This window comes from Longimicrobium sp., assembly GCA_036377595.1.
Taxonomy (GTDB): Bacteria; Gemmatimonadota; Gemmatimonadetes; order Longimicrobiales; family Longimicrobiaceae; genus Longimicrobium.
The window spans coordinates 23742-35836 of the sequence record DASUYB010000075.1 but is presented as its reverse complement, the minus strand read 5'-3'; the positions used below and the strand labels follow the sequence as shown (position 1 = coordinate 35836).

Here is a 12095-nt window from a genome sequence, read left to right as displayed (position 1 = left end):
ATCTTGTTGAACACGCTCGCTTCCGTCTTACGCACCGGCCGATTTGGAAGACCCCCAAACGACAACCGGCCCGCGGGTCTCGCGAGCCGGTCTTTCCTTATTCAGCTTGGCCGGGCTGTTCTATATCAGGATACCGCCAAATCTCAGGAGCGAACGAAGCTAGACGCTTCTGACGTTCCTGCACGGTGTCCCAGTTCCATTCTTCATAATTCAGCAAGTCTCGCGTAACGAGAAGGTTAGACTCTTGATACCTTGGCTTCTTCGTTGGAAAGTCTGCATTCCGGATCGCGGTGTTTAGGCTTCGCGCGAGTAACGTGAGGTTCCCAATTCGGTTTAACGCAGAGAAATGGTTCTCCCACCGTCGATCTGCTGGTGGATTTTGCGGATAGACGTGTTCTACGTGCACTCGGCTCGGTGTGGCCACAGTGAGTTCCTCGGTTTCTCGGAGGAGCAGTTCGATCTCCTTCAATACGTACCGGGCGAAAGCTGTCTTGGGCAGGCTCGCGCCCTCGAACATTCGGATCAACAACTCATCGTCCGGAGCAAAATCACGAAGCCAAGCGACTGCAGCGGCTGGTGTGAGATCATCATCCAACCTGCGCGAGATCTCGTAAACCACAGTCTCAAGTTGGCTATTATCCAAGCCGCCGATGACGCTATGGCGAACGAACGTAACAAGAAGAGCGCGGAGCACCATCTTGAAATCACCCGGCTCAAGTCGCTCATTGGCGCTCATGATTGCTGGATACAACATCGTCGCGCCAAGTGCGTTCACGTCAGCCAGCATGGCACGAACATCTTCATCATCATCCTTTGCATTCACGATATCACGATACACAAGCGACGAATCGTGTAACTGCCGTGATAGCGCCAAACTGTCAATGTTTTGATCGATAACGGCATCACGCATCTCTCGGTAAAGACTCTGACTCTTGACATCGCCCTCGCGAGAGATCCAATAGTGCCGTAGGAATGTGTTGAGCTTCGCATCGGCTTCAATCTCGAGCACAACTCTCCAAAGCTCGATGATCTCGTCGCGCTGATGCTCCGCGGCGCGCCGAAGCAGTAGATTCCGAACGAGATCGGGTGTAGACAGCCCAATCCCTCTATCGTTCAAGGTTTCAAAAACCGTCGATGCGTTCTCCTCATCAGTCGAGAAAACGGCCACCACAGATAGATGATGGATCAGGACCTTTTGGATGCGAAGTGCCCATCGCTGCGCGGCCTCTCCATCCCGCAACTGGTCATAATGCTGCTGAAATTGCTTTTCGAAGAATTCCCGCGCCTTGCGGATAAGCCGATGTGATTCGAGTTGTGGATTCGGAGCTACGTAGTCCGCATCGCGGTACTCAAGGATTTCTCGCCGAAAGAAGTCCCGATCGTACCTGTTTAGGGTCAACTTGTAGATGTTCCGATTCTGGGCATCATCATAATCCATCAAATACCGCGTGGATGTCCGGAGCGCTGCATCCTTGCTGTAACGTGCGAGAAAGTCGCGAATTACCGATAACAGGATTGCGGCGGTCGCGAGGCGCTGCTGGCCGTCAAGGAGCAAGTGCGTTGTGTTCTGATCAACAATTACGAGCGAGCCAAGAAAATACTCTTGATCTTCGATGTTATTATCTGGATAAAGACGGTCAAAGCCCAGTAAATCTTTCCAAAATGTTTCGACTTCCGAAACGGTCCAACTGTAGTTCCGTTGCCACTGCGGAACTACAATCGGAGGATTCGTCATCGTGAGCAGCTGACCAATGGTCCGCTTTTCTGGATTGTAGAGAGCCGGCATAGGCGCGCTTGGATCCTGATGAGGAAAGAAACGATCATAGGGGCAGGATAAAATACACAGAAGCCCCTCACCCGGCGAGCGCCGTAGATCGTAACAGCTGGGGTTCACGATGCGAATTCAAACCCTCACGCCGCCCCGTGCCCCGTCTCGTCCGGCCTCCCCGCCGCTACACGCCGCGACGTGATGGCCCACTCCGCGTCCGGATCCTCCATCTCCAGGTGGCGGATGCCTTCGGGGAAGCGGCCCTGCAGGCGCTCGTACTCGGCCTGGTAGTGCGGATCGGGATGCACCCAGTCGTGCAGGAACCACACGGCCTCCACGTGCGCCTGCAGCAACTCCTTGGTGCAGCCGAAGCACGGGCGCATGGTCGTATAGACCGTTGACCCCTCCACCGCGATCCCGAAGCGCGCCGCCGCCAGCAGCGCGTTCTGCTCGGCGTGCACGCAGATGCACAGGTCGTAGCCCGTGCCGCTTGCGTACTGCTCGCGATGCGCGCAGCGGTGGCAGCCGCCCTCGCTGCAGTTGGGCATGTTCTCGGGCGTGCCGTTGTAGCCGGTGCTCACGATGCGCCGGTCCTTCACGATTACCGCGCCCACACGGTTGCCGGTGCAGTCCGCCCGGCTGCGCACCGCCAGCGCGATCCCCATGAAGTACTCGTGCGTCCCCGGCCGCCGGTGCTCAGGCATGGCTCGCGTGGTGGAGGGAGATGGAGATGAACGGAAGGGAGATGCGAGATGCGCCCGCGCCGGCGACCGCCAGCGCGGGCGGACGATCGTCACGACTGGCCGAGATAGCGCTCGCGCAGGATGCGCACGTGGTGGTCGACGTGCCCCGCGATGATGTACGCGATGGCGCGCACGGAAACCTCGTTGCTGCTCGCGACCCCGCGCCGCCGCGCCTGCTCGGGCGTCAGCGAGCGGAAGAACGCCAGCGTGGCGCGGCGGACGCTCTCCAACTCGTCCACCAGCGAGCCGTAGGCGCGCGCGCCGAACTCGCCGGCGGGCACGTACAGGTTCTCGTCGAAGCTGGCCAGCGGCGTCTGGTCGCCCCGCGCGATCCGCAGCGCGCGGTACGCGAAGATGCGCTCGGCGTCGGCGATGTGGCCGATCACCTCCTTGATGCTCCACTTCCCCTCGGCGTAGCGATGGTCGTGGAGATCCGAGGGGATGCCGCGCAGGAACGCGATCGTCTCGCGCGCCTGGCGGTCCATGTGCTCCACCACGTCGCCGTCGGGGACAAGGTCGGTGTACTTCGAGTAGTACGGCGCATGCTCGTCGGGCGCGGGGCGCTCGACCACGGGTGCGGCGGCGGTCGTCGTCATCGTCGGGCTCGTCGGAGGGGGTGGATCGGCTTGCGGATGCGAGGGGAACGATAAGCCATCGCGGTGCATCGAGCGATGGCTCCGCCGGACCGTCGAGCGCAGTCCGCGCTGGTCCATCGAACCCCTAGCGGGGACGTGAATAGTGCAATCACTGATTGCACTATTACACTGAGAACACCTGCGGTCGGTCCAGCAGGGCGAAGGCGCGCACCGGGAAGGTGCCGAACGCCTTCACCTTCACGGGGACGGCGAAGAAGCGGAAGCCGGAGTCCGGCACCAGTTCCAGCCCGCGCATGTGCTCGCAGATGGGGATGTCGGCGCGCAGCAGCGTGCTGTGCACCGGCCGCGTCCCGTCGTCCATGTCGTCGATGTTGAGCGTGTCGATGCCGACGAACCCGGCGCCGGAATCGCGCAGGTGCTCGGCCGCCGCGCGGGTGAGGAAGGGATGGCCCTCGAAGTACGCGTCCGTCCCCCAGTGCCGCGCATGGCCGGTGTGCACCAGCACCGCCTTCCCCGCCACCTCCACTCCGGCGAACGCCTCCACATCCACCGCGCGGCCGGCGCGCTGCGTGGCGCGAACGACGACGGCGTCGAGGTTGGCGAGCGACTCCAGCGGTAGCTCGGACAGGTCCTTCCCGTCGGCGTAGCGGTGGAACGGGCTGTCCACGTAGGTGCCGGTGTTCGCGATCATGTCGATCCGGCCGATGTGGAACTCCGTTCCCTCGGCGTATACCGCCCGCGACGCCTCGCGGCTCAGGTAGTCGCAGATGATCGGCGCGGGATACCCCTTCAGCGTCACCATCCCGTGCTCGATGGTGTGGCTGAGATCGATCAGCCGCGCAGTGCCCGCCTCCCACGTTTCGCTCATCTCCCCTTCCCCCTGGTCCCCGCGGCCGATGATGGCGAAGCATCCCGGACCTACAGGATCTGCCCGTCCAGGAGCAAACCCAGCCTCGGAGGACCGTTGGCGAACACGATGCGTTCGGCCGGGGCGTACCGGTCGTCCATCATGGGCATGTAGACGTCGGCATGGTCCCTCAACTCGAGGTCGTGCCCCGCAATGCCACACGCGACGTTGAAGGGTTCCCGGTTGTAGAAGCTGTCGCGCATGTAGCCCGGGAAAGGGTCCACGGGCGGTTCAACCTGCTCCCTCAGGGCACGCGCCGCGGCACGCGCCGCCTGCGGGGCGTAGCCGTGGAACACGCGCAGGCAGTCGGCAACGATTTCCCAGTAGGCGTCTTTCAGCGGCTTGCTGTCCATGAGATCACGCGCGCGCTGGAGTTCAGTGCGGCCTCTGCCGCCTCGGTGTGGAAGCTGATCTGGTCGGAGTCCGACATCGCAGCGCGCTGTTTCCAGAACGCAGCGATCGGACCGACTACGACGTCGTACAGGCCGTCCGCATGGCTCGTTCGGCCGTGGTCCACCGCACCGTTACGGCAGTGGACCACGAAGCTCCAATAATCCGCAGCGTGGAAATCCCCACGCACGAACATCAGCGTCGCGAGGGAAGCCAGCGACTCGCGAGCGAGATCAAGCTGAACCACCGCCGCCGACCTGGTCCGACCGCTTTCGCGGGCGACCTCGAATGCCCAGTTCCTCGCCTGACGCTGAAGTGTCGTCGTGTAGAAGCCGCGCCCGAAGTCTCGCTCGTCACGACCCCGGGAGATGGCTATGCCGCTCTGGACGATCTCACGCGCGGCGTCCGCAGTCGTCCCATGGTACAACCGGATGACCGGGTTCCTCCACCGCGCAGGCGGATAGAGCATCCGGCTTCTACTCTGCTGCTCCATCTCTCCTCCTCCCCCATACTGCCCCGTACGTCTGTCTCGTCGCCTGTCGCTTTTCTACAAAGCTGCCACCCCGCAGACCGGATATCAACCCTTTTCGCCCTTTACGCGTGAAAGCGGCCACCGGCGTCACAGATATCCGCGAGATCTTTACGCGAAACGCGGCGAACGGGAGGAAGATCCTCCGCGTCCGCCGCGCCTCTTCAGGTATTCCGGATGTGCTGCTACAGCGGGATGTTACCGTGCTTCTTCGGCGGGTTGGAATCGCGCTTGTTGCGGAGCATCTCGAAGGCGCTGACCACGCGCGCGCGCGTCTCGCGCGGGTCGATGACGTCGTCCACGTAGCCGCGCGCGGCGGCCGCGAACGGGTTGGCGAAGCGGTCCTCGTACTCCTTCTGCTTCCCCGCCGCCTCGGCCGCGGGGTCCGCGGCCGCGCCGATCTCGCGGCGGTACAGGATCTCCACCGCGCCCTTGGCGCCCATGACGGCGATCTCCGCCGTGGGCCACGCATAGTTCACGTCGCCACGGATGTGCTTGGAGCTCATCACGTCGTACGCCCCGCCGTAGGCCTTGCGGGTGATGATGGTGACCTTCGGCACCGTGGCCTCGCAGAAGGCGTAGAGCAGCTTGGCGCCGTGGCGGATGATCCCCCCGTGCTCCTGCGCCACGCCCGGGAGGAAGCCGGGGACGTCCTCGAAGGTCAGCAGCGGCACGTTGAACGCGTCGCAGAAGCGGACGAAGCGCGCCGCCTTCACGCTCGCGTCGATGTCCAGGACGCCCGCCAGGACGGCCGGCTGGTTGGCCACGATGCCGATCGACCGCCCGCCCACGTGCGCGAAGCCGCAGAGGATGTTCCCCGCGTAGTCGGCGTGCACCTCGTAGAACTCGCCGTCGTCCACCACGCGGCGGATGACGTCGTGCATGTCGTACGGCTTGTTGGGGTTGTCGGGAACGACGTCGAGCAGCTCCTCGTCGGCCCGGTCCGCGGGATCGTCCGTCGGCTTGAAGGGCGGGTCCTCGGCGTTGTTCTGCGGGATGAACTCGAAGAGGTGGCGGATGCGGTGCAGGCACTCCACCTCGCTCTTCACCGCGAAGTGCGCCACGCCGCTCCTGGCCGCGTGCGTGGCGGCGCCGCCCAGCTCCTCCATCGTCACGTCCTCGTGCGTCACCGTCTTCACCACGTTGGGCCCGGTGACGAACATGTAGCTCGTCCCCTGCACCATGTAGATGAAGTCGGTGATGGCGGGCGAGTACACCGCGCCGCCCGCGCACGGGCCCAGGATGGCGCTGACCTGGGGGATCACGCCGGACGCGAGCGTGTTGCGCAGGAAGATGTCGGCGTAGCCGCCGAGGGAGACCACGCCTTCCTGGATGCGCGCGCCGCCCGAGTCGTTCAGTCCGATCACCGGCGCGCCGTTCTTCAGCGCCAGGTCCATGATCTTCACGACCTTCTCCGCGTGCGCCTCGCTGAGCGAGCCGCCGAACACGGTGAAGTCCTGCGAGAAGACGTAGACCAGGCGCCCGTGGATCGTCCCGTAGCCGGTGACCACGCCGTCGCCCAGGTACTTCTCGTTGGCCAGCCCGAAGTCGGTGGCGCGGTGCACCACGAAGCGGTCGAGCTCCACGAAGCTCCCTTCGTCCAGCAGCACGTCCAGCCGCTCGCGCGCGGTCAGCTTGCCGCGCTCGTGCTGCTGCCTGATGCGCTTCTCGCCGCCGCCCATCTCGGCCTGGCGGCGCAGCTCGTCCAAGTGCTCCAGCTTTTCCCGCATCGACATCGGGCGCGTCCCGGTTCGGTTTTCTCGTGTCTTCGGATCGGAATCGAAGCGCGGGAATCTAAGCCGAGTGCGACGGGACGAAAGTCCGGGAGGCGATGGAGGTGAAGGACAAAGCGGAGACGGGCGCACCTTCCCGGCACGCCCGAATCTCGGTCTCGAACGATCAGAAGCTCTGAGGGTGGTTGGAAGCGGTGCCGGTTCCGCCCACCGTGGTCGGTCAACGCACCCCTCGGCGCTGACCCGTGCTCGCTCCCCTTTCGCTTACTTCGGCGGCTGGGTCGCTGGCAGCTGTCCTGAGACGTCCAGCGCTGTTCGTCCGCTGACAACAGGACAAGGCACCGTGATCGGCGACTGGGTGTGAGCTACCACGGAGTAAATCATCCAGGCGTTGTCGATCCGTTCCAGGTAGTACGTTTGTTCCTGCGTCACGGTAGGCAGGGCTTCGGTGCATACACCGGAGTCGATCTGCTCGAATTGCCCCTTCATTGTACGTGTGACGCGGACTTCTGCACGGAGTGGATCGCGCGTGAACGACATCGGTCCAAATACGACTCGACCGATCTGCCGCTTGAGGCGGACATGAGCAGACCTGAACCTCAGAACCTCGCCGACCGTGGTTCGGAGCGCCTCGCCCGAAAAGATCTGTGAAAGGAGAAGCGTATCGGAATTCAGGTAGGCAACTGTACCGATCGAGAAGGACCGCTGAATTGCCGCTTTTACCTCGGGACCATAGGTCGTCACCAGAACATCAGCTGGTTCCGTCTCCTTTGGGTCACCGCCAGACAAACTCGCGTATACGGGAATCGCGGCGACAATCACCGTAACGACGGCCCAAACCGGCCAAGGAACATTCTTGGGCTCTGCCATAAGGCACCTCTCGTTATGGGAACTCCGGGACTGAGCGTGCTGGGTTTTCGTAAGCGATCAACATCCATCTTCCCTGCGACAGATACACTGGCGATGACCTGACAGGATGGTATTCCTCATGGCCTAACTGGGACGAATATCGGTTGTGAAACGAGTGCAACACAAGAGAAATGATTGGTGCTATGAACAACTGAAAGAGGCGGGCGCGCCTTCCCGGCACGCCCGCCTCTTCGTCACCGCGGATGCGGTCAGTACGACACCAGCATGAACTCCACCGGCACCGTCACGCGCGAGCGCACCACCTCGCCATCCACCTTCGCCGGCGTGAAGCGCATCGCCCGGGCGAGGCCGCGCGCCACGTCGCCGAACTCGCGGCGGGATGCGTCGACCACCGCCACCTGCTCCACCTGGCCGTTCGTCCCCAGCGTCAACTCGAGCGTCACCATCCCCGGGACGCCGGAGTCGAGGAGCTGCCGCGGATAGCTGTGGGAGATCATCCGCCCCACGGCCTGCGCGTTGACGAGGACGGGCTTCTGCGTCACCTGCTCGGCGTCCCAGATGCGCTTGTCGAGCGGCGCCATCTGCGCGTGCACGGGGGAGGCGGCAAACGCCAGGGCGAAGGTACCGGCCAGCGCGACCATGCGGCCGGCCCCGCGAATCGCCTGCAGCGGCGAGGAGTTGATCATGGCTCTGTCGTAGATCGGGGTTGGCGCCGCTCCACCGAGCGGCATCGCGTAACGCCTACGACGAGTAAGACGAGTGATTCACCCGCTGAGGTTCAAACATCTGTATCCCCGAGTCCCGTCGCTGCACGCCAGGGCCAGGTGGCAGCGACGACAAACCCATGTGGTTCTATCGACTTACAGATTTCATTAAGAGAAGATGAAGACGAGCTTCGACTAGCGCGGATATGGTCGTGCGTCGGCGGCGGAGGGCTGCGACTCGAAGGTGACCGGCAGGATGCCGCGGACGCGGACGGGATGGCCGTCCTGCCGCGGAGGCGTGTACCGGCTCGCGCGCATGACCGCCAACGCGGCGCTGTCCACCGCCGCGTTTCCGCTGGAGCGGGCGACGACAAGGGTGGACGGCGTCCCGTCCGGCTCGATGATCACCCCCACGTCGACCCGCCACTGCTGGTCGGGGCCGCGAATCACCCGCCGCATCTCGTTGCCCATGACCATGCGGACGTGCGGCCAGTTCCGTAGCCGTGGCTTCGGATTCATCTGCTCGAATTCCACCGTCGGCACCGAATCGGCCGCGGCGGAATCGGCGGCGGCGCTCTGCGCCGGCGCTCGCGAAGCAACGAGCGCCAGCCCGGCGGCGGCGGTGATGAGAATGCGGCGCATCGGAGGATTGAATGGAGATTCGGGATAACGGCGGAGGAATGCGACCAAGCTACTCGCGCACGATTCGGCGATCCAGCCCCGAATTGCGCTGATGGAGTCCGCGAAGGCGGACTGCGTGTCGTCGTAGCCGCGAGTTCACTCGCATCGTCGCGAGCGATGGCGGACGCGAAAAAGGGGTGGAGAGCTTTCGCTCTCCACCCCTCGTCGATCCAGCCGACCCGCGGAAGGCTCAGCCCTCCTCGGGCTCCGCGACCGGCGCCTCCTCGGGCGCGGTCTCGGAGGCCGGAGCCTCCTCGGGCGCGGCGGCCTCGGGGGCGTTCGCCGCAGCGTCGGCCTCCGGAGCGCTCTCCGAAGTCTCGGCCTCGGGAGCGCTCGCCGCGGCCTCGGCCTCGGGGGCCTCCGGCGCGTCGGCCTCGGGCGCGGCGGCGGGAGCCTCGGGCTCCACCGCCTCGCCCTGCGTGCGGAAGATCGGCTCGCCGCCCTCGAACTTGGGCACGCGCGTCACCTCCAGCACGATCCGGCGGTTGCCGGCGTCGACCTCGGTCACCCGCATCTCCAGCTCGTCACCCTCGACGAACACGTCGGCGGGGTTCTGCAGCCCGGTGACGCCCAGCTGCGACACGGGGACGAAGCCCTCGACGTCGTTGCCCAGGTCCACCGCCACGCCCTTGTCCTGCAGGCGCGTGATGCGGCCGTTGATCTCCTGGCCCACGTGGAACTGCGTGGCCAGGTAGTCCCACGGGTCGTCCTGGGTCTGCTTGAGGCCCAGGCTGATCCTCTTGTTCTCGGCGTCGACCGCGAGGATCACCACCTCCACGTCGTCGCCCTTCTTCACCACCTCCGACGGGTGCTGGATCCGCTTGGTCCAGCTCATGTCGGAGATGTGCACCAGGCCGTCGATGCCGGGCTCGATCTCGACGAAGGCGCCGAAGCTGGTGAGGTTGCGGACCTTGCCGGTCAGGCGCGTGCCGGTCGGGTACTTCACCGGCAGCGCGTGCCAGGGGTCCTCCTCGATCTGCTTCATGCCGAGGGAGATCTTCTCGCCCTCGGGGTCCACCTTCAGGATCACCGCCTCGATCTCCTCGCCCAGCGAGACGATCTTCGACGGGTGCCGGACGTTGCGCGTCCAGCTCATCTCCGAGATGTGGACCAGGCCCTCGACGCCCTTCTCCAGCTCCACGAAGGCGCCGTAGTTGGTGATCGACACCACCTTGCCGCGGACGCGGGCGCCCACGGGGTACTTCTTCTCGACGTCCTTCCAGGGGTACTCCTGGAGCTGCTTGAGGCCCAGCGACAGGCGCTCGCGCTCCCAGTCGATGTCCAGGACCTTGACCTCGAGCTCGGCGCCGATCGACACCACCTCGCTCGGGTGGCCGACGCGGCCCCACGACATGTCGGTGATGTGCAGCAGGCCGTCCATCCCGCCCAGGTCGATGAAGGCGCCGAAGTCGGTGATGTTCTTCACCACGCCGGTGCGCACCTGCCCGACCTCGAGCTCCTTCTTCAGCTTGTCGCGCTTGATCTCGCGGTCGGCCTCGAGCAGCACGCGGCGGCTGACCACGATGTTGCGGCGGCGCTTGTTCAGCTTGATGATCTTGAACTCGTAGGTCTCGCCCAGCAGGTCCTCGATGTTGGGGACGCGGCGGAGCGCGATCTGCGAGCCCGGCAGGAAGGCGTCGACGCCCATCAGGTCCACCGTCACGCCGCCCTTGATCTTGCGGGTGAGGGTGCCCTTCACCGGGGTGCCGCTCTCGTGCGCTTCCTTGATCTTCTCCCAGACGCGCAGGAAGTCGGCCTTCTTCTTCGAGAGGACGACCACGCCGTCCTCGTCCTCGAGGTTCTCGAGGAAGACCTCGACCTCGTCGCCGATCTGCAGGTTGTCGGGGTCCTTGAACTCGTCGCGGGCGACGGCGCCCTCGCTCTTGAAGCCCAGGTCGAGGATCACGGCCTTGTCGGTGACGCGCAGCACGCGCGCCTTGACGATCTCACCCTCCTCGATGTTGGTGAGGGTGTCGTCGTACATCTCCAGCATGGCCTCGTACTCCTCGGCGGAGTACTCGTCCTCGTCCCACAGGTCGGCGCGGATGTTCAGCGCGCGGGCCTTGTCGGCGATCTCCTGGGTCGACATGGGGCGGCGCTCGGCCACCGCCACGCTTCCCTCGTCGTTCTGCTCGGGGGTGAACTGCTCGGTCTGGTCGGACATGTGGAACGGATCTCCTGAACGTCCCGCCGGGTGGGCCGCAAGTGCTTCCGCGGACGGGAGTTGAGGGTGAATGGTGGTCCGGGAGGTCGGTATCCCGGGGAAACGTAAAAACTTACGGAATCTTTTCGCCCCGGTCAACCCCCGCGGGCGCGCGCCAGGCGCACGATCGCGTCCACCTGGTGGGCGAAGTCGAGCGCGGTGGTGTCGAGCTCCACCGCGTCGGCGGCGCGGGCCAGCGGGGCCACCGCGCGGGTGGAGTCGATCTCGTCGCGCCCCTGCAGCCGCGCGGCCTCGGCCTCCACGTCCTCGGGAGAGGGGGATGAGAAGCCCTGCTCCAGCAGCCGCCGGCGCGCGCGCTCGCGGGGATCGGCGACGAGGTAGACCTTGAGCTCGGCGTCGGGGAAGACCACGGTTCCGATGTCTCGCCCGTCGGCCACCAGGCCGCCGCGCGCGCCGGCCTCGCGCAGCGCGCCCATCAGCCAGGTGCGCACGGCGGGGACGGCGGCCATCTGCGACACGTGCGCGTTCACCGCGGGCGAGCGGATCTCCTGCATCACCTCGGCGCCGCCGACGGTGAGCGTGTACCCCGCGCCGCCGGGGCGGCCGTGCACGTCCAGCGCGTCGAGCTGCGCGGGAGCGAGATCGCACCACGTCTCGACTGGGATTTCAGCCTGCAGCGCGGCCCAGGTGATGGCGCGGTAGAAGGCGCCGGAGTCGAGGTGGCGATACCCCAGCGCCGCCGCCACGGCCTTGGCGGTGGAGCTCTTCCCCGACCCCGCCGGCCCGTCCAGCGCGACGATGATCCCGTCCGGGTGCCGTCTTCCTTCGGTCATGCGATCGAATCTTCCGTAGATCTTGAATCCCGTCGTGGCCTCACCCAGCGTGGGCCCTCACCTGAAAAAGAGCGACGAAAACTGCCTCGTCGCTCTTTTTCGACCTCTCCCAAAACAGCCTGGGAGAGGTAACTGCAACAACAACTTACGCCGCGACGCCGTTGCAGTTCTCCCCCT

The 12095-nt window shown here is 65.0% G+C and carries 12 protein-coding genes; all 12 read right to left on the bottom strand.

What is annotated here, in order from left to right; all coding sequences use genetic code 11:
• Nucleotides 1–97 precede the first annotated feature (97 nt).
• The 12 genes from VF092_10780 to cmk all read right to left on the bottom strand — a co-directional run bounded on the left by VF092_10780 (nucleotide 98) and on the right by cmk (nucleotide 11918).
• Nucleotides 98–1786 (bottom strand): DUF262 domain-containing protein, encoded by a 1689-nt coding sequence (locus tag VF092_10780; GenBank protein ID HEX6747765.1) that lies wholly within the window; start codon nucleotides 1784–1786, stop codon nucleotides 98–100.
• A gap of 125 nt (nucleotides 1787–1911) precedes the next feature.
• Nucleotides 1912–2472: a dCMP deaminase family protein gene (locus VF092_10775; protein HEX6747764.1), complete on the bottom strand. Its 561-nt coding sequence runs from the start codon at nucleotides 2470–2472 to the stop codon at nucleotides 1912–1914.
• A gap of 89 nt (nucleotides 2473–2561) precedes the next feature.
• On the bottom strand, nucleotides 2562–3107 hold the full coding sequence (locus VF092_10770; protein ID HEX6747763.1) for a DinB family protein: 546 nt from the start codon (nucleotides 3105–3107) through the stop codon (nucleotides 2562–2564).
• Nucleotides 3108–3270: 163 nt separating this feature from the next.
• Nucleotides 3271–3975, bottom strand: coding sequence for a cyclase family protein (locus tag VF092_10765; GenBank protein ID HEX6747762.1), 705 nt, complete (start codon nucleotides 3973–3975; stop codon nucleotides 3271–3273).
• A gap of 50 nt (nucleotides 3976–4025) precedes the next feature.
• On the bottom strand, nucleotides 4026–4367 hold the full coding sequence (locus VF092_10760; GenBank protein HEX6747761.1) for a hypothetical protein: 342 nt from the start codon (nucleotides 4365–4367) through the stop codon (nucleotides 4026–4028).
• A complete protein-coding gene (locus VF092_10755; GenBank protein ID HEX6747760.1) occupies nucleotides 4349–4897 on the bottom strand; it encodes a DUF3990 domain-containing protein in 549 nt (182 codons plus the stop codon). The genes VF092_10760 and VF092_10755 overlap by 19 nt, the downstream gene beginning before the upstream one ends.
• Before the next feature lie 221 nt (nucleotides 4898–5118).
• Nucleotides 5119–6669, bottom strand: coding sequence for an acyl-CoA carboxylase subunit beta (locus VF092_10750; GenBank protein ID HEX6747759.1), 1551 nt, complete (start codon nucleotides 6667–6669; stop codon nucleotides 5119–5121).
• Between the two features lie 261 nt (nucleotides 6670–6930).
• Nucleotides 6931–7536, bottom strand: coding sequence for a hypothetical protein (locus VF092_10745; GenBank protein ID HEX6747758.1), 606 nt, complete (start codon nucleotides 7534–7536; stop codon nucleotides 6931–6933).
• 248 nt (nucleotides 7537–7784) lie between these two features.
• A complete protein-coding gene (locus VF092_10740) occupies nucleotides 7785–8222 on the bottom strand; it encodes an energy transducer TonB (protein HEX6747757.1) in 438 nt (145 codons plus the stop codon).
• Nucleotides 8223–8435: 213 nt separating this feature from the next.
• Nucleotides 8436–8882, bottom strand: coding sequence for an energy transducer TonB (locus tag VF092_10735; protein ID HEX6747756.1), 447 nt, complete (start codon nucleotides 8880–8882; stop codon nucleotides 8436–8438).
• Between the two features lie 229 nt (nucleotides 8883–9111).
• A complete protein-coding gene (locus VF092_10730; GenBank protein HEX6747755.1) occupies nucleotides 9112–11085 on the bottom strand; it encodes a 30S ribosomal protein S1 in 1974 nt (657 codons plus the stop codon).
• 134 nt (nucleotides 11086–11219) lie between these two features.
• On the bottom strand, nucleotides 11220–11918 hold the full coding sequence (gene cmk / locus VF092_10725; GenBank protein HEX6747754.1) for a (d)CMP kinase: 699 nt from the start codon (nucleotides 11916–11918) through the stop codon (nucleotides 11220–11222).
• Nucleotides 11919–12095: the final 177 nt, after the last annotated feature.

Excerpts from the sequence above, each read along its gene's own strand:
- VF092_10780 (HEX6747765.1), bottom strand. The coding sequence starts at position 1,786 with ATGCCGGCTCTCTACAATCCAGAAAAGCGGACCATTGGTCAGCTGCTC.
- VF092_10775 (HEX6747764.1), bottom strand. The coding sequence starts at position 2,472 with ATGCCTGAGCACCGGCGGCCGGGGACGCACGAGTACTTCATGGGGATC.
- VF092_10770 (HEX6747763.1), bottom strand. The coding sequence starts at position 3,107 with ATGACGACGACCGCCGCCGCACCCGTGGTCGAGCGCCCCGCGCCCGAC.
- VF092_10765 (HEX6747762.1), bottom strand. The coding sequence starts at position 3,975 with ATGAGCGAAACGTGGGAGGCGGGCACTGCGCGGCTGATCGATCTCAGC.
- VF092_10760 (HEX6747761.1), bottom strand. The coding sequence starts at position 4,367 with ATGGACAGCAAGCCGCTGAAAGACGCCTACTGGGAAATCGTTGCCGAC.
- VF092_10755 (HEX6747760.1), bottom strand. The coding sequence starts at position 4,897 with ATGGAGCAGCAGAGTAGAAGCCGGATGCTCTATCCGCCTGCGCGGTGG.
- VF092_10750 (HEX6747759.1), bottom strand. The coding sequence starts at position 6,669 with ATGTCGATGCGGGAAAAGCTGGAGCACTTGGACGAGCTGCGCCGCCAG.
- VF092_10745 (HEX6747758.1), bottom strand. The coding sequence starts at position 7,536 with ATGGCAGAGCCCAAGAATGTTCCTTGGCCGGTTTGGGCCGTCGTTACG.
- VF092_10740 (HEX6747757.1), bottom strand. The coding sequence starts at position 8,222 with ATGATCAACTCCTCGCCGCTGCAGGCGATTCGCGGGGCCGGCCGCATG.
- VF092_10735 (HEX6747756.1), bottom strand. The coding sequence starts at position 8,882 with ATGCGCCGCATTCTCATCACCGCCGCCGCCGGGCTGGCGCTCGTTGCT.
- VF092_10730 (HEX6747755.1), bottom strand. The coding sequence starts at position 11,085 with ATGTCCGACCAGACCGAGCAGTTCACCCCCGAGCAGAACGACGAGGGA.
- cmk (HEX6747754.1), bottom strand. The coding sequence starts at position 11,918 with ATGACCGAAGGAAGACGGCACCCGGACGGGATCATCGTCGCGCTGGAC.